The sequence below is a fragment of the Fervidobacterium pennivorans DSM 9078 genome, assembly GCF_000235405.2.
In the GTDB taxonomy this organism is placed as follows: Bacteria; Thermotogota; Thermotogae; order Thermotogales; family Fervidobacteriaceae; genus Fervidobacterium; species Fervidobacterium pennivorans.
This window is the reverse complement of the sequence record NC_017095.1, coordinates 1,221,539-1,245,806: the sequence shown is the minus strand read 5'-3', so window position 1 is coordinate 1,245,806 and position 24,268 is coordinate 1,221,539. Positions and strand designations below refer to the sequence as shown.

The 24,268-nt window shown below is 38.3% G+C and carries 23 protein-coding genes and 3 tRNA genes; 22 read left to right on the top strand and 4 right to left on the bottom strand.

The genetic code is table 11. From position 1 onward, the window contains the following. Positions 1–9: 9 nt before the first annotated feature. The 20 genes from FERPE_RS05815 to FERPE_RS05725 all read left to right on the top strand — a co-directional run bounded on the left by FERPE_RS05815 (position 10) and on the right by FERPE_RS05725 (position 17,591). Positions 10–819 carry a metal ABC transporter permease gene (locus FERPE_RS05815; RefSeq protein WP_014451721.1) on the top strand — a complete coding sequence of 270 codons (810 nt, stop codon included), beginning with the start codon at positions 10–12 and terminating at the stop codon, positions 817–819. Between the two features lie 67 nt (positions 820–886). Further along, positions 887–1,648 carry an alpha/beta hydrolase gene (locus FERPE_RS05810; RefSeq protein WP_014451720.1) on the top strand — a complete coding sequence of 254 codons (762 nt, stop codon included), beginning with the start codon at positions 887–889 and terminating at the stop codon, positions 1,646–1,648. A 133-nt stretch (positions 1,649–1,781) separates the two neighbouring features. Further along, positions 1,782–2,432 carry a protein disulfide oxidoreductase gene (gene pdo / locus FERPE_RS05805; RefSeq protein ID WP_014451719.1) on the top strand — a complete coding sequence of 217 codons (651 nt, stop codon included), beginning with the start codon at positions 1,782–1,784 and terminating at the stop codon, positions 2,430–2,432. Positions 2,433–2,553: 121 nt separating this feature from the next. Further along, entirely contained in the window at positions 2,554–3,510 is a 957-nt protein-coding gene (gene trxB / locus FERPE_RS05800) for a thioredoxin-disulfide reductase (protein ID WP_014451718.1), read from the top strand. 49 nt (positions 3,511–3,559) lie between these two features. Further along, complete coding sequence (locus FERPE_RS05795) at positions 3,560–3,802, top strand: glutaredoxin family protein (RefSeq protein ID WP_014451717.1); 243 nt, start codon at positions 3,560–3,562, stop codon at positions 3,800–3,802. A 184-nt stretch (positions 3,803–3,986) separates the two neighbouring features. Further along, positions 3,987–4,685 (top strand): thioredoxin family protein, encoded by a 699-nt coding sequence (locus FERPE_RS05790; RefSeq protein WP_014451716.1) that lies wholly within the window; start codon positions 3,987–3,989, stop codon positions 4,683–4,685. 31 nt (positions 4,686–4,716) lie between these two features. Then, on the top strand, positions 4,717–5,364 hold the full coding sequence (locus FERPE_RS05785) for a cytochrome c biogenesis CcdA family protein (protein ID WP_014451715.1): 648 nt from the start codon (positions 4,717–4,719) through the stop codon (positions 5,362–5,364). Between the two features lie 25 nt (positions 5,365–5,389). Next, positions 5,390–5,815 carry an OsmC family protein gene (locus tag FERPE_RS05780; RefSeq protein ID WP_014451714.1) on the top strand — a complete coding sequence of 142 codons (426 nt, stop codon included), beginning with the start codon at positions 5,390–5,392 and terminating at the stop codon, positions 5,813–5,815. Positions 5,816–6,518: 703 nt separating this feature from the next. Then, positions 6,519–6,595: transfer RNA gene (locus FERPE_RS05775), tRNA-Thr, on the top strand. A 14-nt stretch (positions 6,596–6,609) separates the two neighbouring features. Continuing rightward, a tRNA-Tyr gene (locus tag FERPE_RS05770) sits at positions 6,610–6,696 on the top strand. A 34-nt stretch (positions 6,697–6,730) separates the two neighbouring features. After that, positions 6,731–6,880, top strand: coding sequence for a 50S ribosomal protein L33 (gene rpmG, locus FERPE_RS05765; protein ID WP_014451713.1), 150 nt, complete (start codon positions 6,731–6,733; stop codon positions 6,878–6,880). Between the two features lie 30 nt (positions 6,881–6,910). Continuing rightward, positions 6,911–6,986, top strand: a tRNA-Trp gene (locus tag FERPE_RS05760). Between the two features lie 69 nt (positions 6,987–7,055). After that, positions 7,056–7,244 carry a preprotein translocase subunit SecE gene (gene secE / locus FERPE_RS05755; RefSeq protein WP_014451712.1) on the top strand — a complete coding sequence of 63 codons (189 nt, stop codon included), beginning with the start codon at positions 7,056–7,058 and terminating at the stop codon, positions 7,242–7,244. A 12-nt stretch (positions 7,245–7,256) separates the two neighbouring features. Beyond that, complete coding sequence (gene nusG / locus FERPE_RS05750) at positions 7,257–8,324, top strand: transcription termination/antitermination protein NusG (RefSeq protein WP_014451711.1); 1,068 nt, start codon at positions 7,257–7,259, stop codon at positions 8,322–8,324. Between the two features lie 89 nt (positions 8,325–8,413). Further along, positions 8,414–8,839, top strand: coding sequence for a 50S ribosomal protein L11 (gene rplK / locus FERPE_RS05745; protein WP_014451710.1), 426 nt, complete (start codon positions 8,414–8,416; stop codon positions 8,837–8,839). Between the two features lie 23 nt (positions 8,840–8,862). Next, the gene (rplA, locus tag FERPE_RS05740) at positions 8,863–9,570 is read left to right on the top strand and encodes a 50S ribosomal protein L1 (protein ID WP_014451709.1); all 708 of its coding nucleotides are present in this window, start codon (positions 8,863–8,865) and stop codon (positions 9,568–9,570) included. A gap of 163 nt (positions 9,571–9,733) precedes the next feature. Next, complete coding sequence (locus FERPE_RS05735; protein WP_211204744.1) at positions 9,734–12,358, top strand: hypothetical protein; 2,625 nt, start codon at positions 9,734–9,736, stop codon at positions 12,356–12,358. A 138-nt stretch (positions 12,359–12,496) separates the two neighbouring features. Next, a complete protein-coding gene (locus FERPE_RS10790) occupies positions 12,497–12,619 on the top strand; it encodes a hypothetical protein (protein ID WP_280985138.1) in 123 nt (40 codons plus the stop codon). Positions 12,620–13,103: 484 nt separating this feature from the next. Next, the gene (locus tag FERPE_RS10265) at positions 13,104–14,534 is read left to right on the top strand and encodes a C39 family peptidase (protein WP_052312851.1); all 1,431 of its coding nucleotides are present in this window, start codon (positions 13,104–13,106) and stop codon (positions 14,532–14,534) included. Positions 14,535–14,960: 426 nt separating this feature from the next. Further along, positions 14,961–17,591: a hypothetical protein gene (locus tag FERPE_RS05725; RefSeq protein WP_014451706.1), complete on the top strand. Its 2,631-nt coding sequence runs from the start codon at positions 14,961–14,963 to the stop codon at positions 17,589–17,591. A gap of 60 nt (positions 17,592–17,651) precedes the next feature. Here the strand turns inward: FERPE_RS05725 and FERPE_RS05720 are convergent, their stop codons facing one another. Continuing rightward, complete coding sequence (locus FERPE_RS05720) at positions 17,652–18,479, bottom strand: SDH family Clp fold serine proteinase (RefSeq protein ID WP_014451705.1); 828 nt, start codon at positions 18,477–18,479, stop codon at positions 17,652–17,654. 604 nt (positions 18,480–19,083) lie between these two features. Between FERPE_RS05720 and FERPE_RS05715 the strand changes: the two genes are divergently transcribed. Then, positions 19,084–19,320 carry a DUF3783 domain-containing protein gene (locus FERPE_RS05715; RefSeq protein ID WP_014451704.1) on the top strand — a complete coding sequence of 79 codons (237 nt, stop codon included), beginning with the start codon at positions 19,084–19,086 and terminating at the stop codon, positions 19,318–19,320. Between the two features lie 59 nt (positions 19,321–19,379). Here FERPE_RS05715 and FERPE_RS05710 read toward each other — a convergent pair whose 3' ends face one another. Continuing rightward, positions 19,380–20,699: a S8 family peptidase gene (locus FERPE_RS05710; RefSeq protein WP_014451703.1), complete on the bottom strand. Its 1,320-nt coding sequence runs from the start codon at positions 20,697–20,699 to the stop codon at positions 19,380–19,382. A gap of 141 nt (positions 20,700–20,840) precedes the next feature. Further along, the gene (locus FERPE_RS05705) at positions 20,841–22,403 is read right to left on the bottom strand and encodes an FGGY-family carbohydrate kinase (RefSeq protein WP_014451702.1); all 1,563 of its coding nucleotides are present in this window, start codon (positions 22,401–22,403) and stop codon (positions 20,841–20,843) included. 143 nt (positions 22,404–22,546) lie between these two features. Here FERPE_RS05705 and FERPE_RS05700 point away from each other — a divergent pair, with 143 nt between their 5' ends. Next, positions 22,547–23,080, top strand: a complete 534-nt coding sequence (locus FERPE_RS05700) for an MFS transporter (protein ID WP_082204746.1) — start codon at positions 22,547–22,549, stop codon at positions 23,078–23,080. Between the two features lie 167 nt (positions 23,081–23,247). Here FERPE_RS05700 and FERPE_RS05695 read toward each other — a convergent pair whose 3' ends face one another. After that, positions 23,248–24,252, bottom strand: coding sequence for an electron transfer flavoprotein subunit alpha/FixB family protein (locus FERPE_RS05695; RefSeq protein ID WP_014451701.1), 1,005 nt, complete (start codon positions 24,250–24,252; stop codon positions 23,248–23,250). Between the last annotated feature and the right edge of the window lie 16 nt (positions 24,253–24,268).

Genomic DNA, 24,268 nt, shown 5'->3' with positions numbered 1-24,268 from the left:
TGTGATACGATGACTTTCATCACTGACTTGATGAATTACGAATTCTTGAGAAATGCATTGATTGCAAATGTGTTAATCTCGTTTGTGACAGGTATGGTTTCACCTATTATTGTTTACAAAAGATTGGAGTTTATAGGCGATGGGCTGGCGCACGCAATATTTGCTGGTGTGGCGTTTGCTGTTATATTTAATTTTAACGTTTTGCTTGGTTCAGTCCTGGCAACATTGTTTTTCGCATACCTTGTATATGTATTAAGTAACGACTCAAAGATTGCGGAAAGCACGGCCATAGGGATGTTATTACCTGTATTTATGTCCATTGGTGTTGTACTCTTTTCTAAATCCCCTCGTTACACAGTGGATGTAACGTCTTATCTATTTGGAAATATCTTACTTATTTCTAACCATGATATCTATTTTATGGTTTTTGTTCTTGCGCTTACTATAGCTGTGCTAAGCTTGAAACATTATGAAATCGCTTACTGGCTTGCTGACGAAACAATGGCAAAATTTTATGGTATAAAAACGCACATAATTAGACTTTTAGTACTCGTGCTTGTTTCAACGGTTGTCGTATCCGCTTTAAAACTTGCAGGCGTAATTGTTATGGGTGCCTTTTTGGTCCTTCCTGGAGCTTTTTCTAAGGGGCGTGCAAGGTCGCTTATTTCTGCAGTTATTCAATCTATGGTATTCAACTCCGTATTTTCCTTCTTTGGTTTCTTATCTGCTTATTATTTTGATTTACCACCAGGCCCAACGATTGTGCTTTTCTTATTCACTGCTTTCCTTGTTTCTACGATGTTTACAAGTAAAAAGTAAAGAACACGATAGTGTATGGTATAATTGAGAGAGTTAACAGCGAATTTTAAAGAACAGGGGGGTAACTATGCAGTTTGCGAATTGTCGAACAGTGAAGAGGTCTTTACCAATATTTTTGCGTGGAGGGGATACGGGAGTTCTTTTAGTTCACGGTTTTACTGGCTCACCGCATGATTTTGAATACATGGCAAACGAATTGAACAAAGCAGGTCTCACGGTTTCAGTACCACGACTACCAGGGCATGGAACATGTGGGAAGGACTTTTTAACTACAACGCGTCACGATTGGTTGAGAAGAGCATACGATGCCTATTATGACCTCCAAGGCATCTGTAAAGAAGTTTATATAGCAGGACTTTCAATGGGTGGGGTCATAGCACTTATTATGGCAGCCGATTTGAAACCCAAAAAACTGGTAACACTCGCAGCAGCAACGCATGTGTTTGATAAACGAATAGCCTTGGCCCCGTTGTTGGCACTCTTCAAAGAGAAGATGGTCAGACAAAATGATGAACAGTACGATGACCCAGATTTGCAATATCTCAAGAATGAATATTGGTCATACAACTGGCCCAAACAAGCGGCAGAATTGTATAAACTCATGAAGGAAGCAAGAAAAAAGGTTCCCATGATAACGAGTGATACTCTCGTCGTTGCAGCAAGAAACGATAACACAGTTCCGCTTTCAGCAGCTGAGTTCATATATAAAAACATTAGCTCTGAGAAGCGCAAAATGTTAGTCTTCGAAAAATCAGGGCACGTGCTCAGTAACGATGTGGAAAAAGAAGAGGTTACTAAAGCCGTGATCGAGTGGTTTTTAGACAAGTAATTGAATGAAATCGTTTGTTTATCCGATAGGAGAAAAATAGACAAATTTAGTCTAATTTTTACAATTAGTTAACCCTAATTGAAGACTTTAGGAGTATAATGGTTGTGTAAAAACGAAACTGGAGGTGTTTTATATGGGTTTATTACAAGAAAAGGATAGGAAGTACTTACAAGATTTGTTCGCAAAGGAACTTAAAAACAACGTGAAGTTGATTTTCTTTCATGGGGAAGACTGTGAATACTGTGATTTAGAGAGCCAATTGCTCGATGAAGTACAGGAACTTTCCGATAAAATCATTGTTGAAAAGTATCACAAAGACAGCGAAAAAGGTAAGGAATACAATGTAGAGTTTGCACCTGCATTGATTCTCACGCTCGAAGATGGAAAAGATAGAGGAGTCAGATTCTACGGTATTCCTTCAGGACATGAGTTCGGAACACTTATTCAAGACATTATTACATTTGGAAATGGTGCAAAACCACAACTTTCACCTGAAACTATAGCCAAACTTCAATCACTTGATAAACCTGTGAAAATAAGTGTCTTTGTTACACCAACATGTCCGTACTGTCCAAGGGCAGCACTCACAGCACACAACATGGCTCTTGCAAGTGACATGGTAACAGCGGAAGTCATTGAAGCAAATGAATTCTTTGATTTAAGCGAACAGTTTGGTGTTTCTTCCGTTCCTCACATAGCGATCAACAGGAATCCAGACAAGTTCTTTATAGGTGCTTATCCCGAACCACAGTTCTTGCAGCAAGTTCTCGATTTGGCAGAGTAATAAGGATTAGGAAAAAGAGACATTTTTAAAGTAGTTAAACCGTTCAGGGCACAAGCACTTGTGCCCTGAATTTTTAGAAAGAAATGATACAAGAAAGAGTATTAAAGGAGGAGGGATTAAGATGAGTGGATTTGAGTTCGAAGTTGGTAGTTTTGGTTCGAATTTAAAAGATTACTACGATATTGTCATAATCGGTGGAGGTCCTGCTGGTCTCACTGCTGCTATATACGCAAGAAGAGCAGGTTTAACTGCACTTGTCATAGAAAAAGCGATTGAAGGTGGAGCAGTAACACAAACGCACGTAGTTGAAAACTGGCCTGGTGAAATAAGCATCGAAGGTCAAGCGTTAGGTCAAAAATTTGCGGACCATGCAAAACATTTTGGAGCAGAATTCCATTATGCATTCGCACAGAAAGTTTACGTGGATGGGGATTACAAAGTTGTAGAACTTGATGATGGCAACAAAGTAAAAGGTCGAGTTGTTATTTTGGCAACGGGAACGGAACCAAGGAAACTCGGAGTTCCTGGTGAAGCGGAATTCAGAGGTAGAGGAGTTACCTACTGTGCTGCTTGTGATGGATACCTGTTCAAAGATAAAGATGTTGTTGTAGTCGGCGGTGGAGACAGTGCATGTGACGAATCCCATTTTCTATCAAAGATTGTAAAGAGCATTACAATGGTACAGAACTTGCCATACCTGACAGCTGCAAAGGTGTTGCAAGAGAGAGTTTTGAACAATCCAAAGATTAGGGTAATAACAAACCATGTCGTGAAGGAAATTAGAGGTACAAACAAAGTTGAAGAAGTTGTTATTGTAAACAACGAAACAAAAGAAGAACAGGTTATAAAAGCTGACGGAGTGTTTATCTACGTTGGACTTGTCCCACAAACCGAAATATTCAAAGGTCTTGTTAACATGAATGATTATGGTTACATAATTACAGATGAGAACATGGAAACAAACGTTCCAGGTATATACGCAGTTGGTGATATCAGGGTCAAAAATCTAAGACAGATAGTTACCGCAGCAGCAGACGGTGCAATAGCTGTGGAACATGCTGCGAAGAAATACTTCTAATTTAAAGAAATACTTCTAATTTAAAAAATAAATCTTGGGAGGTGAGACTATGGCACATGTTAAAGTAAAGATTTATACAACACCAACTTGTCCATGGTGTAGAAGAGCGAAAGAATATTTCAGGCAGCTTGGGATTCCATTCACCGAAGTGGACGTTTCCAAAGATAGAAAAGGTGCGGAAGAAATGATAAGAAAATCTGGACAGATGGGTGTTCCTGTTATCGAAATAGGCAACCAAATAATCGTTGGTTTTGATAAAGCAAGAATTGATAGAATTCTTGGAATAAGCTAAGAACAAAGAACGTAGGGAAGGTTATCAAGAGCCTTCCCTACATTCTCTTTCTTCAACTGTTCTTTCTTTACAAAAGGGAGGTTAATAGAATGAAGTTCAGCTGTCCGTTACTGCGTTTTTTATCAAGATTTTTTATGAAGAAATTCAAAGTTAAAACCACAGTAATTAAAGGGAAGTGATATATATGCTTAACCGTTTTGGAAGGTTTCTAGTATTGGTTGCATTTTTTACTCTTTCAGTTTTTGCCACTACGGTGCAAGCTTACGAGTACGAATTTAGAGACCTTGGCACTGCACACAAAGTAGCGAATATTGAGGGAAAAATGGTTTTGATAGCCTTTACATCCGAATCCTGTTATTATTGTAAACTTTTTAATAAAGAAGTACTTACAAACAAACAAATCCAAGATTTTCTAAGGGGTAACTATATCTTTGTTAGGATAGAACCTGGAAACTATAAAACCACGTTCCTGGGGAAAACCTACACCAACACAGAACTTTTTGGAGCCTTTGGTGTTCGAGGTACTCCGACTTTTGTCTTTTTGAAAGATAAAACCCAAATAACACAGGTGCCTGGTTATATGCCGGCAGATGATTTTCTCAAAGCCCTTAGGTTTCTAGTAAAAGTTGTTGAAGAAAACTACAAAGAAAGTTTCGAAGCGTATTCGAAAAAGAAAGACGACTACAAAGGAAAACCAACGATTGTAAAGGTTAAACAAAACGATGCACAATACGTTTTGAAATATGATAAGAACGCCAAGCAAGTTGAGAGTGTTCCAAGTAATGTTGACATAAATACGGTTTACGTGACATCAAATGTACAGGTTGCCAACAAGCTTAAGGAAATGGGCGTATTAAGGGTTTTGCTTGTTGAAAACAATTGAATAAGTGATTTCTTGAAAGTTGGTGAGAAAGATGGTCTCACTTGTTCAAACAGATGTGAGTATTTGGGTTGCGCTTATCCATGGGTTACTTTCATTCTTTAGTCCTTGTGTTTTGCCCCTAATCCCGGGATTCATAGGGATAGTTCTTGGCGGACAAAAAAGGTTTCAAAGACTTGCCGGGTTTTTCATAGGCTTTTCTGTAATATTCAGCCTTCTCGGAGGTTTTTCCTCGCTTCTTGGCACATTTTTGTCCAAATACGGTGGCATTTTGGAAAAGGTTATTGGAATTAGTATAATAACTCTGGGAATATTATACATGTTGGAAGTCCAAATATTTAAAGGCAAGAATGCAAACGTTTGGAAATTCAAGAATGTTGGTTTTGTTGGTGGACTTATCCTTGGTGGTGCAATTGGGTTTGTTTGGATTCCTTGCAGTAGTCCAGTTCTTGCTTCTATATTGCTCATTGCAGCTCAAAAGAGTGTATTAAAAGGGATCTTGTTGCTGTTCGTATATTCTCTTGGTATCTCAATCCCATTTTTGACAATAGGCGCAGCACTTTCAAAAGCTCTCACTGTCGGCTTTGGAAAACCAAAATGGGAAATGTGGGTCAAATATATCGGTGGAGCGTTTATGATAATCCTGGGACTTCTCATATTGCTTGGAAAAATGAAGGTTTAAAAAGTTTATTTTAGGAGGTTAGACCATGGCAACAGCACGTATGGATTTTTATTCAGGAATGCTTTTTTATTCGAAGACATTGTCTGGTCATGATTTAGTTATCGATGCGGACCCCTCGGTTGGTGGTCGGGATGCAGGACCAAGACCTAAAGAATTAATGCTTTATTCACTCATGGGATGTACAGGTATGGATGTTGTGTCCTTGCTCAGGAAAATGAAAGTGATTGACAAAATGGAAAGCTTTTGGATGGAGGTAGAGTACGAGCAATCACAGGAACATCCAAAAGTTTACACAAAGATTCATCTAAAATACCATTTCAAATTCAACGGTGAACCACCAAAGGAACAAGTGGAAAAGGCTGTCACGCTTTCTCAAGACAAATACTGTGGTGTTTCCGCAATGTTGAAAAAGGCAGTGCCAGAATTCACTTGGGAGATTATATACGAGTAAAGTAAAACTTAGATTTCTGCCTTGAGCCATCCTTTGAGGGATGGCTTTTTTATTACTTACCGAACGATTTTGAAATTTCGTAGGTCAAATCCGCAAGTCAAAATAATTTACTCAGAACACAACACATTTGTTTTTGGAATTATTACTGTTATTGTTAAGGCAACGAATGTAAGTGGTATTGTCAAGGTTGAACTTTACGTGGCATGTCAATGCATCACCAGTACTTGGACCAGACGAAACGGTCTATGTGAGTGGCTGGGATTAAAACATTGTATGCTGTAAAAGATGTGATTAAAATGACCCTTCAAATGGAACAGAAAAGTGGCGTGTGAATATAGGTTGCAAGATATGGTCGCCTCCAACATTGAGTAAGGGTGGAACTATCTATTTTGGTGGCGAAAATTGGAAGATTTATGCCGTTCAAACCAAATCTTCAGGCTTAGCTGAAAGTTCTTGGTCGAAGTTCGGAGGAAATTTGAGGGATACAGGGAATATACTAGATATCAGTAATAATTGAAGCTTATACAATACTCTAAGTTATGCGACAATCAAAAATCAAATTCTCCCTTGAAATTCCGAGAGAATATGGTATTATATTCACTGGCAGTTTGTGAGCGTCTTTGAAAAAATGTAACATACTTAAACGCAGATGAAACGTTGACAAATTTGCCCCTCTCAGGTATAATAACTAACGCATAAGCGAGCCAACGTAGCTCAACCGGCTAGAGCGGCTGACTTGTAATCAGCAGGTTGAGGGTTCAAGTCCCTCCGTTGGCTCCAGCCACTGAATGTGTGGTGAGGTGCCCGAGTGGCCAAAGGGGGCGGACTGTAAATCCGCTGGCAGAATGCCTTCGAAGGTTCAAATCCTTCCCTCACCACCAAATATTTTTTTATAGTATAGGAGGCTGGACGACGATGAGAGTTCAAATAGGGCTCAAGTGTGAAGAGTGTGGCACAAGAAATTATTACACGACAAAAGAAAAAAGTAAGAAAGATAAACTCAGACTCAGAAAATACTGTCCAAAGTGCAACAAACACACATTCCATACAGAAACAAAGGTTTAATAGCTAATATTTAGTTATGATTATTTTTGCAGGGGCGTAGCTCAACTGGCAGAGCACCGGTCTCCAAAATCGGGTGTTGCGGGTTCAAGTCCTGCCGCCCCTGCCAAATTTTATAATATATTGAACATACAACACTATCCGTACCTAAATATAAAGGCTATCGGGGGAGATAACGATGGAAAAGTTGAAGAAATTCTTTAGAGAGGTTATCGCAGAAGCGAAAAAGACAACGTGGCCTAACAGAGAAGAACTCCTGGCATCTACAGGAGTAGTTTTATTTATTTTAGCCGTCTCGTCAATTTATCTTTTCTTAGTTGACCTTCTCTTCTCTGGAACACTTGGCGCGCTGCTTAAGAAATTCTGAGGTGAATAACTAATGAAAAAAGAATGGTACATAATTCATACCATCACCGGGTATGAAAATAAGGTAAAAGAAAACCTTGAAGCTAAAATAAAAGCACAGGGATATGAAAATATTATCCCAAACGTTGTTGTTTTAGAAGAGACCGTTATAGACACTTCCAGTAAGTCTCTTGAAAGACATATTGTGAGTCATGATGCTAAATTGCACGTTAGTAACGGAATGGATGTAGAAAAAGGTGACTTGATAGCCGAAGAACCTGCTGTTAAGGTTAGAAGAGATGGAACGATAGTTGATGTTACAAACGCCAGAAGGATAGTTATCGAAACTACAGATAAGAAATTTTCAAAGACTTACGTAATCCCGGAATCTGCCAAACCGATTTCCGGACTTCGCGTAGGGGCAAATGTATTCCAGGGAACGTTTTTGGCAGCTTCGGATGAATATATCTGTGATATAGATGGTAAAGTGGCGATAAATGAAAAAGTCAAAAGGGTAGTTGTTAGAACCATTCTTGGTGACGAGGATGTTTATGTAATTCACGTTGATGTGTTTAATCCGAATGTTTGTAAAAAGGGTGTTGTAGTTAAGGCTGGTCAAGTTTTAGCTGAGGGAAGAAAGATATACGCAAAGAGCACTGGAAGGGTTGCAATTGTAGAATATCCAACGAGAAAAGAGATAATTATCCAAAAGACAAAGAAAAGAAAACTCTATCCAGGTTATCTTTTTGTTGAGATGATAATGAACGACCATACATGGGAATTTGTCAGAAGCACACCATTTGTGATGGGATTTGTCTCGGCGGGTGGAAGACCACTCCCGTTGAAACCACAAGAAGTACATTACATTAAGAGATTAGCAGGTCTTGAGGAAATACGACACGAAGCAAAAGCACAGGTTACAAAGGTAGAGCTGGAAATACAACCTGGCGATTCTGTAAAGATTATAACTGGTCCGTTCGAAGGTTTTGTAGGTGTAGTAAAAGAAGTCGATGAAGAGAAACAAGAGCTTAAGGTGAATATTACGATATTTGGTAGAGAAACACCAGTTACTGTTCATGTGAGTGAAGTAGAGAAGATATAAAGGGTAAAAAATAAAAGATAATTTGCGCGCATTGTGCGCAGTGGGAGGGCAAAGAGCCCGAAAATACCACAAAAAGGGAGGTAAGTTGTATGGCAAAGAAAGTAGTAGCACAGGTTAGGCTTGTGCTCGAAGCCGGAAAAGCAACGCCAGCTCCTCCAGTAGGTCCTGCATTGGGTCAAAGAGGAGTTAACTTGATGGAATTCTGTAAGAAGTTCAACGCAGTCACGGCTGATAAGGCTGGATTGCTAATACCAGTCATCGTTACTGTTTACGATGACAGGTCATTTACGTTCGTCACGAAGACTCCTCCTGCCAGCTTCTTACTGAAGAGGGCAGCGAAAATCAACTCAGGTTCGCCGGAACCGAAGAGGAAGATTGTTGGAAAAGTGACAAGGCAACAAATCAGAGAAATTGCTGAACTCAAGATGCCAGACCTCAATGCAAACGACATTGAAGCTGCGATGAGAATAATCGAAGGAACAGCTCGCAGCATGGGTCTGGAAGTTGTAGACTGAAGCGGAAAGGAGGAGGCTCACACATGCCTAAACACTCCAAGAGGTACAATGAAGTAAGAAAACTCGTAGATAGAGAAAAATCTTATCCACTTGACGAAGCAGTAGAGCTTGTAAAAAAGACAGCGACGGCAAAGTTCGATGAAACGGTGGAACTTCACGTAAAGACGAACATTGACTACAGAAAAAGTGAGCAGAATATAAGAAGTACAATTAGCCTTCCACACGGAACAGGTAAGACTGTAAGAGTTTTGGTTTTTGCAAAGGGAGACAAGGCAGAGGAAGCAAAACAAGCAGGTGCAGATTACGTTGGAGCAGAAGAACTTGCTGACAAAATTGCTAACGAAGGATTCTTTGATTTCGATGTTGCAATCGCAACTCCAGATATGATGAAGGTTATTGGTAAGCTCGGTAAGGTCCTTGGTCCAAGAGGATTAATGCCGAATCCAAAAACAGGAACAGTTACAGATGATGTTGCATCTGCGGTCTCTGAGTTCAAAAAGGGTAAAGTCGAGGTTAGAACAGATAAGACAGGAAATATACACATACCAGTTGGAAAAGCTTCATTTGACTCAGAAAAACTCAAAGAAAACATAAAATCTGCTTACGAACAGATTCTTGCTCTCAGACCGGCAGGTGTGAAGGGTAACTTTATAAAGAAAGCAGTTATTGCTTCCACAATGGGACCTGGAATAAAACTTGATCTCAACACTCTTGCAGAGGGTAGGAAATAATAGTAAAAATAGCAAACGAAAGCGGCTCGAAAGAGCCGCTTTTTTGTTGTTTCTATGTATCACTTGTTGTTTACTTTGGCCAGATGCAGAAAAATGATAATGTGATAAAATGTTTATGGAGGAAAATATGAAATATGGTTTATATATATTGGGGGTGAAGCTTGTGAAAAAGAGCTTTTTGGTTTTGGCATTTTTCTTGACATTTGTTTCTGCTGTTGCTTTGTCTGGAGTTCTCCACTTTGAACACGCCGACATAGTTTATCCAGAAGGATACGAGGAAAACGCAAAACTTGTAGGTAAGATATTTGAAAACGTTAGGCAACAGGTTATTGAACTGATTGGCAACGACCCTGGAAGGATCACGATAATTTTACAAGACAAAGGAACCGTTAGTAATGGTTTTACAAATCCTCTATTTCACAGAACGATAACATTGTACATGTGGCCACCTGAAAGCTGGATAAGTTTCGAACTTCCTCTTGAGGACTGGTATACGTATTTGATTATCCACGAATTCACACATATGGTGCATCTTACATATCAAGATGAGTTTACGCAGCTTGTGAGTATTTTAATGGGATTTCCGTATTTGCCTCAGATGAACGGACCATTTGGAGAAGGAACAACGGTATTTGCTGAAAGTGCGTTTTCAAAGAATTCTGGAAGGTTGAACAATCCGTATGTTTCTGATGGGTTATATTACTATACCATACAAAACTTTCCATCTTTTACCTACAAGGAAATCATGCCGCCTGATGACTTTAGAGGAGGGCAACTTTACTATAACTTCACGGCAGGGTTCTATAAATACTTGGTTGACTCTTACGGTATTGAGAAGATGAAGAGATATATAGCGTTAACGTCCACAATTCTTCCAGATGTTGAAATAGGGTTAAAGTACAGAGATATTTTTGAGAAGGTTTTTGGTAAACCATTTGACGAACTCTACACAGATTGGATAAGGTCGTTGATGAAGTTGAATTACTCGGAAGGAGATTTGATATACAAGGCGCCAAACGCGAAGATATATAAGTTAGACCTTTTGGGTGAGAAGTTAGGGGTGTATTGTGTAGAATTTGGTCCAGCAACATCTTATATTGGTAGTGTCAATCCAAGGCTTGTTTTCTTAAGTAAAGATGGTAAAGAACAAGGAAGCAAAACAGTAATTGCGTTAGATATCAAATACGATAAAGACAAAACTTATGTTCTCACAAAGGCTGAAAATTTTGGAAAATATGAAAACCAAATTTGGGAGATTACTTCGAATAAGCTGATAGCTAAGGGCAATATTTCTGCATTTGATGTAGATGATGGGTATCTATATATTGCACAATACGATGCTAAGAAAATGAAAACGAGAGTTTCTGGGCAAGGTTTGGAACTGTCCATAGAGAAATACGTTGCTTACATGGATGTAAATAATGGCAAGTTGGCAATGCTTACTTCTGATTATGAAATAATAGTGTACGACTTGGTAACTAAAAACACGGTTGTCTTAGAAGACGATGCCATGAAAGGTCCTTATGTGAGATTTTGGGGAAATGGCTTGCTGTTTACAAGAGTGGACGGAAAATATGTAAATCCTTACTACTACGATTTAACTGAGATGAGACTTTACAAACTTGGTGAAGACATGTTAGTATATGATTTCGCAATTGAAGGTGAAGATATTTACTATGTGAGTTATATACCATACTCACTCAATACGGGAACAGGTGTTTACAAATCTAAAATTGTAAAAACAGAAAGTAACTTAGTAAAATACGAGTACAAGTATGAATTTATCGATAAAGAGTTTAAGTCCGGTTCTGAATTATCGTTTAGAATCGAAAAGATGATAAAACCTCTTACTTGGATACCCATGTATGAATACAATATTGACAGCGACGAGCACAGAGGATATATGATATTCACATTTGGGAATATCGAAAATGATACATTTTTGATAGTTACGCCGATATTTGATTTGAAGCTTACAGACACTGATTTTAATTTAACATACTCTCAGTATGTAAGTTGGTTTACAATGAAAGACACGTACGAACTATTAGTAAGCTATTATTATCCAACGAGCGATTACAATCTCAGTGGAATGCTGAAGATTGGCGGATTTAGTTTGAGCCCAATAACTGATTTGTACGGATATTTTACTTTTGGCTTCAAAAGTAAAGACATAGGACTTCTTGATTCAGCATTTAACCTGTTTGGCTTAAGTGTTCCAGGGGTCTATAAGAATAACATAGGGGCAGGGGTTTTGGCTACATCGTACTTATTTGAAATACCTTATAAAGCACAAGTTTTCATGCTTTTGAGCAATGATAAAATCCAAGAGTTGTTCAGTACTGATAAATTGCTTTCCAATCTTTTTACATATTGTTACTTAGGTATGGCACTTGGGAGAGATACTACGTTTGAAGCACAAACAACAATAAAAGTTGACTCACTCGACTTAGCTTCATACGATGTTTCGATAGCAAAAACACTCTTTACAGATAATGCATTCTTATTTGGAAACATGATTTTAGTGCGAAATAGTGGGTTAACTCTTGGTGTTGCCAATCCGCTTGTTTTAGATGGTAATACTGGGACGATTTTACATGGGATTTATGGACATTTATTTGTTGAAAGTTACGTGCAAGGTCTAAAAGTTTATCCGTCAGTTGGTTTATTTGTACCGTTTAGTGAGTTATTTAGTGAAGATAATACGCTTAAATATTTGTTTTACATAGGAATAAATACATCACCACATGGATTACCCCAAATGATTTTTGGTACTACTGTAGAATAAAAGCAACCAACTTGATTTCTTATTATTAGAAAAAGTGTTTCATACTAGACTAAAACGTGGACCAAAAAAACACCCCCGAAATGGTATAGTAAAACCATCAACGGGGGTTTTTTTGACTATGAAGGGACAAAAGTTGTTATGAGTTCCGAATGGTCAAACAGAGTAAACAACACTTTGGAACACGCAATAATGGCAGCTCCAGTGTCCAAAAACTTCGGTTCAAAGTTCTCTAAGAGCGATGGTGCGAATAAATTTCAATAACTTACAGCTAAATAAGATTTTCGTATTAAAAGCTCATACAAGATAGTTTTATAGAAATTTTATTCTTTTTCTTTTCTAAGTCCTGTTTTTATTAATATAATAATTCATGTAAATTGTTTCATACTTTTGTTGGAAAAATTGATTGGTAACGTTACCGAAAAGATAATATTGGTTTATTCTGTTTCCTGCGGTATATTCAGAGTAATGGTGCTAACTTCTCATAGTTGAAGGTGGGAAGCATGAAGAAAGTTCTTATCTATGTTATTTTGCTGGCAGCGGTATTAGTTTCTTTGATTTCTACGGCCTGTACACAAAAAGTGGTTTACGAGCCACAATAAGAAGTGCAAGCTAACTTGATTGATCATACGTACTGAGAAGCGGTAGATTTTAACTGTGAGCTAACAGGTGTTATTAATAATTTTTCGGAAAGCGCTTTTTAATCTGTTCATTTTAAAAACGCCTTTGAACAAGGGAGGTTGATATGATGAAAGGTCGAAAACTTGTGCTCTCGATTTTTTTCATAACGGTTGTTTTGGTGTTTTTCGTTCTTACCGGTTGTACGAAGAGTGCGTTAGAAACTTCAGATGAACATGGAGAAGAAGTTGTAAGTTTTGACCTAACTACAAAACAAGATATAGATATTAAAGAGGTCGCAGAAAACTGTTTAACCGAAATGGAATTAACTTCGGATAAGTCAGTTTTGGCTTCTTTACCAGTTCCTGCTATTAAAAGGATAGAATACACCACTTTACCATTAAAAGTAGGCGAACAGGAAAATGTAAGAATATTCATTGAAGAAACCACACAAACAAATACTTCACGAACTTACTTTGTAGAGGTTTTTGCTATTCGTCCCGCTTTAAATAACGCTGAATTCAAAATAGCGGAAGGGTATATAACAATTCCAAAAGATTCCATAGGTGGCTATGTTGGTTTCTCGGTTAGGTTTAGCACTCCAGGTGCTTTGTACACAAGGGTAAAGGTGTATGATAGACCTGGTGGAACTTTGCTTGTCCAAAGAATTGGAATGTATGAAGATTATATTTCCTCTCCAACACCTCAAATAAGCTCAATTTTGTACACAAGTTATCCGTTGAGAGTCAATGAAACGGAACAGTTAGAGGTATTACTTAGCGAAACCAACTACGTGAAGGTAAATAGACCATATTTTGTGGAAGTGTACATAGATAGAAGCTATGGTTCATGGAAAGTAGCCGAGGGTAATGTAACACTTGGAAGTGGTCAGACATCGCAAAGGGTAACTTTCAACATAGTTTTCAATCAACCAGGTTCTATCTACACAAGGATAAGGGTCTACGACAGAAAAGGAGGTATATTATTAGCAGAAAGAACAGGAAAGAATGCTGACAATGTCGAAAATCAAAGCATAATCCCGAACGTTCCGTATTATAATCAGTACAGTAATTATGCCTATCCTGGTAGTACGTGTAATTTAACCTCTGTAGCAATGATGTTGGATTATTTTGGAATCACAAAGCCAGGGGTGAATACAGGTGGCTGGTCAAGGACCCCAGATTATCTTATTAGCAGGTTCGGAGGACCAGTTTACGATGCTGCAGGGTTAGATTATGTATTTAACACAATTGCCAGAGAAAAAGGTTCTAGTGTTAGGATGTATACAAAGCTTGGTACTGCTGCAGATTTGAGAGCGGAGTTACAAAGAGGTCCTGTAATTATTCAAGGTTGGTATACACGCTCGGGTCATGTGATGGTAGTTTTAGCCTTTGATGGTACAAATTACATTTGTAACGACCCTGCCGGTGTTTGGAACCAAGTTAAATATGGTGGATACCTTGGTGGAAGTGGAAAATTTGTAAAATATTCCAAGGATAATTTTGAGTGGGCATCTACTGATGATGGAGATGGTTTGATTTTGTACCATTATTTCAGATAATTCTATATAACTATAAAAGTTAATTGCAAAGTCTTCGCACCTCCTTTGGGAATTCTCACTCTTCCCAAAGGAGGTTTTTTGTACTACATGTGAGTAAGTAATTGAAACAGGCTTGATTAATAAACACAACCTACTTTTGTGTTATATCAACTGAACTTTGGGTAATGCGAACAAGAATGAGGATAGTTAGTAGAATAGAAAAATTTGATTGTAAGGAATTGGGAGCCAATAATTGTGCAACGCAAATTAGATTTTATGATATTACCAGATTTTTTGTGAAGGTTTATGTTAATTGAGATTGATTGCGTACAATTGATTGCGTACATTAGTTTATGATATAATCTTTTGTGGCAAAAAGACTTTTGATAGCCAATTTTATAGTAGAACACTTTAAAATTAAGCTAAGTAAATACGGAGGTATGAACATTGAAAAGATGGATTGCCTTGGGCTTGTTTTTTATGATTGTGTTTTTATCAAATTATATGTTTTCCTGGATTTTGCAATTTGAGCACTGTGATGTTTTATTTCCAGAAGGATATGAAGAGACTGCAAAACTTGTAGGTAAGATATTTGAAAACGTTAGGCAACAGGTTATTGAACTGATTGGCAACGACCCTGGAAGGATCACGATAATTTTACAAGACAAAGGAACCGTTAGTAATGGTTTTACAAATCCTCTATTTCACAGAACGATAACATTGTACATGTGGCCACCTGAAAGCTGGATAAGTTTCGAACTTCCTCTTGAGGACTGGTATACGTATTTGATTATCCACGAATTCACACATATGGTGCATCTTACATATCAAGATGAGTTTACGCAGCTTGTGAGTATTTTAATGGGATTTCCGTATTTGCCTCAGATGAACGGACCATTTGGAGAAGGAACAACGGTATTTGCTGAAAGTGCGTTTTCAAAGAATTCTGGAAGGTTGAACAATCCGTATGTTTCTGATGGGTTATATTACTATACCATACAAAACTTTCCATCTTTTACCTACAAGGAAATCATGCCGCCTGATGACTTTAGAGGAGGGCAACTTTACTATAACTTCACGGCAGGTTTCTATAAATACTTGGTTGACTCTTACGGTATTGAGAAGATGAAGAGATATATAGCGTTAACGTCCACAATTCTTCCAGATGTTGAAATAGGGTTAAAGTACAAAGATATTTTTGAGAAGGTTTTTGGTAAACCATTTGACGAACTCTACACAGATTGGATAAGGTCGTTGATGAAGTTGAATTACTCGGAAGGAGATTTGATATACAAGGCGCCAAACGCGAAGATATATAAGTTAGACCTTTTGGGTGAGAAGTTAGGGGTGTATTGTGTAGAATTTGGTCCAGCAACATCTTATATTGGTAGTGTCAATCCAAGGCTTGTTTTCTTAAGTAAAGATGGTAAAGAACAAGGAAGCAAAACAGTAATTGCGTTAGATATCAAATACGATAAAGACAAAACTTATGTTCTCACAAAGGCTGAAAATTTTGGAAAATATGAAAACCAAATTTGGGAGATTACTTCGAATAAGCTGATAGCTAAGGGCAATATTTCTGCATTTGATGTAGATGATGGGTATCTATATATTGCACAATACGATGCTAAGAAAATGAAAACGAGAGTTTCTGGGCAAGGTTTGGAACTGTCCATAGAGAAATACATTACTTACATGGATGTAGATAATGGCAAGTTGGCAATGCTTACTTCTGATTATGAAATAATAGTGTACGACTTGGTAACTAAAAACACGGTTGTCTTAGAAGACGATGCCATGAAAGGTCCTTATGTGAGACTTTGGGGAAATGGCTTGCTCTTTACAAGAGTAGATGGGAAGTATGTAAATCCTTACTATTACGATTTAGCCGAGGGAAAGCTTTACAAACTAGGTGAGAATCTCCTCGTATACGATTTTGTAATCGACAAAGACGAGTTATATTACGTAAGCTACATTCCATACTCGGTAAACACAGGAACGGGGGTTTATAAAATAAGGGCACAGAAAGAAGAAGTGAGTTTGGTCAGATACGAACCAGTATTCAAGTTCCAAGACAAGAAATATCAGTATGGTTCTGAAATTTCGTTTAGAATTCAGAAAATGACGAAACCACTCACTTGGATACCTATTTACGAATATGATATTGAAAACGATATACACAGAGGTTATATTATATTCACATTTGCTAATATTGAAAATGACACGTTTTTGGTCTTAACGCCAGTGTTTGATTTCATACTGACCGATACGTTGTTTGATATGACCTATTCTCAGTATATGAGCTGGCTTACGATGAAGGATAATTACCAGCTATCTGCAAGCTACTACTATCCAACGAACGATTACAGTCTTACCGGCATGCTCAGACTTGGCGGGTTCGCGTTGAGTCCAATAACAGATGTTTACGGTTATCTGACGTTTAGTTTCAAGACCAAGGACATAGGTTTGTTTGATTCTGTTTTTAGTTTGTTCACTGCAAATGTCCCAGTAGTTTATCTGAACAATATTGGATTTGGACTTTTGGTTTCATCATATGCTTTTGGAATGCCATATAATGTTCAGGTTTTTGGGTTGTTAAGCAATGACAAGCTTGAGGACCTCTTTGACCCAGAGAAGATAAAGTCTAATTTCTTTATCGCAGGATTAGTGGATATCGCACTTACAAAGTCTACAACATTTGAAGGTAAAGTTGCTCTCAACTTAAACCAGCCAGAGAAGGCAAGCTATGATATGTCAATAGCCTCTACTCTATTCACAGATAATGCGTTTCTTTTTAGGAACGCTATTTATCTGAGAAATAGCGGAATTACGCTCGGTGTTACGAATCCATCGGTCGAGACTATACTCCAACACGGTATATACACTCACTTCTTTGTGGAAATGTACATGCAAGGATTGAAACTTTATCCTTCTGTAGGTATATTTGCGCCGTTCTCAGAATTGACTAAACCTGTAGGGGAAAATCAGGAATTCTTGTTTTACATAGGTCTCAATTCATCACCACATGGTCTTCCTTTGTCTTTGTTTTCGCTAAGCCTACAGACTGAAGGTTATTAATCTAAACTCTTCTATTCTTTTAAATCAAAAAAGCGGCTCTTTCGAGCCGCTTTTTCGTTTTTAGTCTTCTTTATAGTTAATTGGAACGTAGTTAACAGAAGGTCTGCCGGAGTTCGGATTTTTGTAAAGACTCATCAACGCGTAGATTTCTTTTGGCATGTCTGTTGATATCTTGATACCAAGCTCTCGCGCTTTTTCCACGGTGATAGGGTAATCGTGGGTCCATTTTCCACTAACCAGGTCTTCTGCAAGTTTTTCAGCTTTGTCTGGATACTTTTCTTTTAGAAGTTCTGTCACGTATTCTTTCATCTGCTTCATTGCTTTTTGGGCGATATCTGCCAGAATCAGTGTCTGGTCGTCTATATCGTTGATATTCTTTTTTTCTACAACCGAAAGAATTGAAGCCGCAGGATATTGTCCAAGTTGCGGGTCAACGGGTCCCAAGACAGCATTTTCGTCCATTACAATTTCATCAGCAGCAAGAGCAATCAGTGTGCCACCTGACATTGCATAGTGCGGTACAAAAACGGTTACTTTGCCTTTGTGCTTTCTAAGAGCGTTTGCTATCTGCTCTGCTGCCAAGACCAGACCACCAGGCGTGTGAATAATGAAGTCTATCGGCATATCATCTGGGGTCATTTTAATAGCTCTGAGTACTTCTTCAGAATCTTCAATATCTATGAACTTTCTTATCCCGAATCCGAAAAAGCTAAACGACTCTTGTCTGTGAATCAACGTTATAACCCTGCTTTTTCTTTTTTGTTCGATCTGCCGTATAATAGCTTCCCGTGCAGAGTGAATGGAAAAGTTTTTGAAAAGTGGTGCAAATGACGAGAAAATCAAAACCATCCAGAAAATTTGGAAGATAATCGTGAAAATGTCAACCATCTCTCTCACCCCTTTTTCTAAAAGTTGTTAACTTATATCCATTGCGAGCTTCCCGGTAATGATAGCCGTTAGTACACCAACAGGGGCGTAAGCCCACTTCCTGCTTTGTAAATGTTACCTATTGGAGTTTTTATAGCGCTCTTCAAACTGAACATTCCTGATGGTACTGGAATTTGTCCTTCAAAAGACCAGCTAACAACGGAACTTTCTAAAGTTTCGTACATTTTTTTCAAGCATTGGTATTTTCTTTAGCCAAGACCTGTTGATTTCCCCAAGTCTCTCTTTCGATGGTGCGTAGAAAAAATGCCCTGTGGACAGGTTGTTTTTAGAACAAAGAACCCGATTTATGAGTAGTAGTAATACGGTGCAGAAATTACCAAGAATATAAGAAAACTTATGTCTCTCAAAATCAAACCTCTTTTAAAATCTTAACAAAGCGGTCTTTCTAACGTTGCTTTATTTTGCTAACTTTAATTATAGCATAAAGTCTTGATTTTGCTAACTTCAATTATACCATAAAGTCTTGACCTTAAATGAAAATTTATATACAATTAGACTAAGTAAAATGGAGAAAACTCTTTTTTTGATAAGGAGGAGGATTAACATGCAAGAAAAAGAACAAAAAGTTATTATTCTCCATGGATTTAACAAGGCAGAAATTCTTAAAGCAATGAAAATTATCAAGGAAAATTTCCAAGGGGAAGATATTATCTTTGCAAGCACTACTCCAACAAGCCTAACTTGGAAAGTGGAGGACTTAATCAATGAACTAAAGCAAGAACATGAAGAATTTAAAAGGATGCGACAGATAAAACAGCAGGAAGGAAAGAAAGGTGAATAAGGATAAACAAAACGTGTAAAAAAAGAGGGAGGTCTGAATCCTCCCTCTTTTGCTGAAGATTAGTATGTCAATGCCTTGTAAGCATCAATTAAACCGTAGCCAACGTATTTGTTCCATCCGCTCGAATTATATGTGTATCCAGGAATCTTATAAGCTGTTTTGATAAGTCTGCTTCTAATCGCCTCTGGTGTTGTGTAACCTTTTGCGTAAAGCATAGCTGCAAGCGCTGCAACATGTGGTGTTGCCATCGATGTACCTTGCAAGAACATATATGTATTTCCGTATGTCGGTGTCCAGGTTGTGCTGAGCACACCATCTGCGTATCCATCACCGTTTTGGTCAACACTTGTATCTCCACCAGGAGCAACAACGTCAAGGTAATGGTATACATACGCTTTTCTGTAAGGATCGTAGTATCTTGTGTAATTGTAGTTAGAATACCGAGCGCGTGTGTTGTCGTATCTTGTTGCACCTACTGCGATCGTTTCAACATATGCTGCTGGATAGGATAGCGAAGGTCTACTCTCATTTCCTGCTGCGCAGATAAGTGTTACATTTCTGCTGTAAGCATATTTAACGGCATCCATAAGAACTTGTGCACCGCTACCACCAAGACTCATACTCACTATTTTTGCACCGTTGTCAACTGCCCATCTGATACCAGCTGCGACATTATCGAGTGTTCCGGAACCGTCTGCGCCAAGAACCCTGATAGGCATTATCTTTATTCCATATCCTCCCCAATTAACTCCGGCAACACCAAGGCTGTTGTTTGTAACAGCGGCTATTGTTCCTATACAATGTGTTCCATGGCTCACATCCTGTGCCGGGTCTGTCGGATCGTAATCTCCATCGACAAAGTCATAGCCTTGAACGAATATGCCTTGCAGGTCTGGATGTGTAAAGCTAACTCCTGTATCAATAACTGCTACAACGATATTAGCAGATTTCATGATATCCCATGCCTGTGGCAGTTTGATATTGTTGTAGTGCCACTGGTATCGGTAGTATGTGTCGTTTGGTGTTGCGAGTGCTCTGTAAATGTAGTTCTTATCAACTGACTTGACACCTGGAAGAGAATTAAGAAGTTCTGGTTTTTCCGTTCTTACTGTTACGATTTGAACATCGCTGAATGAATATGCTCTGACTACTTCTGCACCAACACTTGATAATGCTTTAACCGCATCTTCTCTTGGCTCGAACTGGACAACATATTCTCCAGGAACGTAATCTTCTTCTGTTCCGGATACGCCAAGTTTCTCTGAAACCTCAAACTCACCTTGTGCGCGTGGTTCAAATCTTGGCTCTAATGAGTTGGTACAGCTGAATGTTACCAGCAAAAGTGCGAAAACTGCTGTAAGTAAAACAAACTTCTTCATGCTACGCCCCCTCCTATCCGAAAGTGTGGAATTGTTAAATGGATGATTGAATTATACAAAATTTAAGGTGCCATTGTCAAGAAAAAAGTCTGTGGTTTTTGATAAAAAAATAATAAAAACTTACCAAAGAAAATGCTGATTTCAAAGTTCTGGTTGTGCAGAAGATGTTTTGACAGTTATTTTCCCAAGCTCATGATATAATTTTTCCATGCGTTTCCAGATTTTAGAATACACCCTGTCGAAGTATTCCATGTAGAGTTTGTTTTTATGAACATCTGGATAGAAGATTTTTTCGATTCTAACCATGTTTTGAACAGCTTCCTCAAAAGTTTTGTATTTTCCTATACCAACGTATCCCACTATAGCGGCACCAAGTGATGCTGTTTCGTTCGTCTGTACTTTATATGTTGGAACACCTAGGATATTAGTAGTTATTTGACATACCTCGTCACTTTTTGAACCTCCACCTGAAAGACCTATTTTTTCCATTCGAACACCGGTTTTTCTTTCTATGTTCTTTTTCCCTTCAAGCAAAGCGTAAGCGATACCTTCGATAATCGCTTTATAGACATGCAACCGAGTATGTCTGTCTGAAAATCCTATAATCGCTCCTCTTGAAAAGGGGCGTTCGGGTCCTGCTGTCCACGTGGGCTGTATAATTAATCCGTCGCTTCCATCAGGAATCTCGCGCAGGTATTTGTCAAGTATTTTCTCCGGGAATGTATTAAGCTCCTCGGCTTCTCTGATTTCACTGTGTGCAAATTCTTTTTTGAACCAGGTAACCAACCAAAAGCCTCTGGATATTCCGATTTCTGGGTTATAGGCATTTGGTAGTATAGATGGGTATGGTGGAATAAACGGTATTACTTCAACGTATTTTGTTGTAGTTGTTTGAATTGTTGCCGTTGTTCCTAGACTTATACTTTCAACGTTTGGTGAAAGACAACCAACTCCAAGAGTCTCACATTGCTTATCCGAGCCTGCAGCAATGACCGGTATTCCTTCTTTCAATCCCGTGAATTGTGCCGCAGTTTTTGTGATATAACCTAAGATTTCGCCTGGATTAACAAGGTTGGGGAGTTTTTCTCTTTCTACACCAAAAAGTCTCCACTTATAGTGATATGGACTTTTAATCCAACATTTGTATTTGTAATCGAATGGAATGTATCCAACTTGAGAAGCCGTTGAGTCTATGTATTTACCCACAAGTTTGTAAGTTAGATATCCGGAAAGCAGTAGATATTTGTGGATTTTACTCCAAATCTGAGGTTCGAATTGTTTTATCCAATTGGCCTTGCTTCTTCTGTATGCCATTTCAGCTGTGGGAAGTTTTTTGATAAGCCAAAAAGCTAACTTCTCATGAAAATAAAGTTTTGGTTTTCCTACAGCTTCCCGTTCATCAAGCCAAATGAAAGCATCTCTTAAAGGATTACCATCTTGGTCAACAACAACTATTGTCGCTCTTTGCGTAGTTAGTGTCACAGCCTCTATTGAATTAAATATATTCCGAAATTTTTCTTTTAGTTGTTTCGTAGCTTTCGCTAAGCTTTCCCAATAAACTTCGGGAGATTGCTCTGCCCAGCCGATATTGCGTGAATAGTATGGTTCAAAGTCAACTTTTTCAGCTGCTAAAACTTCGCCTTTTTCTGAAAAAATGATTGCTCTTAAACTTTGCGTACCACAATCGATGGCAAGAATGCTCATCAAAATTCCTCCCCAAAAATAAAAATTCATTTAATGCGTTTCAAATCAATTATATCACCCTAACAGTGCTTTCATCACAGCTGTAATTACCTTAACTAATCATAAAATAAGTTTGGGGTGATTACGTATAATGCGGAACATTTCTGTCTTTACTGACACTTGTATTTGCGCGTTCAATCTTTGTTATATTTCTTTCAAAATTGGTAGACAGTTTAACAGGTGGAAATATAACAGTTGTGCAGTCCTACATAGGAGATTTAACAGATGAGAAGAACAGGGCTAAGAGTTTAGGGCTCATTGGGGCGGCATTTGGATTGGGATTCATATTGGGGCCTGCTTTTGGTGAATTTTTGAGCAGATGGGGATTTTCAATTCCAGCGTTTTTTGCCGTTGGGCTTTCTTTTATTAATCTTTTGAATATAATCTTCTTCTTACCTGATTCAAAGCCGGCGAAAGGTTCAAAGAAAGTTTCATTTGCATTCAACGAACTAATTTCGGTATCTTCCGCGTTAACTGGTGTAGCGCTTAGTTCACTGGTTACAAAATTCGTTGAACGTGATAAACCTTGCGAAACACTTGGAATATTCAATTCGGTTGATAGTATAATGAGGATACTCAGTCCGTTGGTAGGAGTTGCCGTAATATACAGTATCTTTGACCGTCTTTTCCTGGTTTGACTGAAGGTATTTTAGTCTTAATTGGTGGATTAATTTTTCTTTTCTTGTTTCTTCCAAAGATATAGTTACTTTGCTTCCAAAAGGGTAGCTGAGGCATTTTAACAATAATTATAAATTATATATAAAACAGGTCCATATTGAACCTGTTTTTAACTATTTAATTTATCTCAAGAGATCTTTTCTTCTTGTATATTCATTGTCTGCTTCAGTTGTTGTATGAGTCTTCTAACTATAGGTTTCCAATCTCCAACAATAGCCAAATCTGCAATTTTCATTATAGGAGCTTCAGGGTCTTTGTTTATGGCTATAATGTACTCACTTTCCTGCATACCTGCAAGGTGTTGTATAGCACCGCTTATTCCGATTGCAATGTAGAGTTTTGGTCTGACGACTTTGCCAGTCTGACCTACTTGCAGGTCTTTTGGCAACCATCCTTCATCAACAGCAGCCCTTGAACCAGCGATACCACCGCCGAGTAATTCTGCTAATTCTTCTAGTAATTCAAAATTTTCTTTGGAACCAACACCCCTTCCACCAGCAACTATTATCTTTTCAGCGGTTATATCTTTATGTTTGCGTACCTTTGCGATAATTTGTTGAACTTTGACTTTTATATCCTCTTCACTCAGTTTGGGAGTAAAGACGTATGCTTCGACTTCTCTCTGGGTATCAGGTTTTGGCAGAGGAAAAACTCCAGGTCTTATCGTTGCCATTTGAGGTCTTCGTTCTGGACAAATTATTGTTGCCATAAGATTGCCACCGAACGCAGGACGGGTCATGAGTAATAACTTTGATTCAGGATCTATCTCTAAGTTTGTGCAATCCGCTGTGAGTCCTGTTCTTAGTCTTGCTGCAAGTCGTGGACCGAGCTCGCGTCCGGTGAGAGTGGCTCCGAGAAGAAGGATGTCGGGATTTTCCGAAGTGATAACTTGATAAAGCGCCTCTGTGTAAGCATCGACTGTGTATTTTTCTAAAAGCGGATGTTCTACTATTATAATCCTTGTCGCTCCGTATTGGGAGATTTTATCAGACAGCTGGGTTATCTTATTTCCGCAAACTACTGCAGTTACTTCGCCGTCTAAGTCTTTTGATAATTCGACCGCTTTCCCAATAAGTTCTAAGCCAACATTCAGTAGTTCACCATTCCTTTGTTCACAGTAGACCATAATCATAATGTCACGCCCCTTT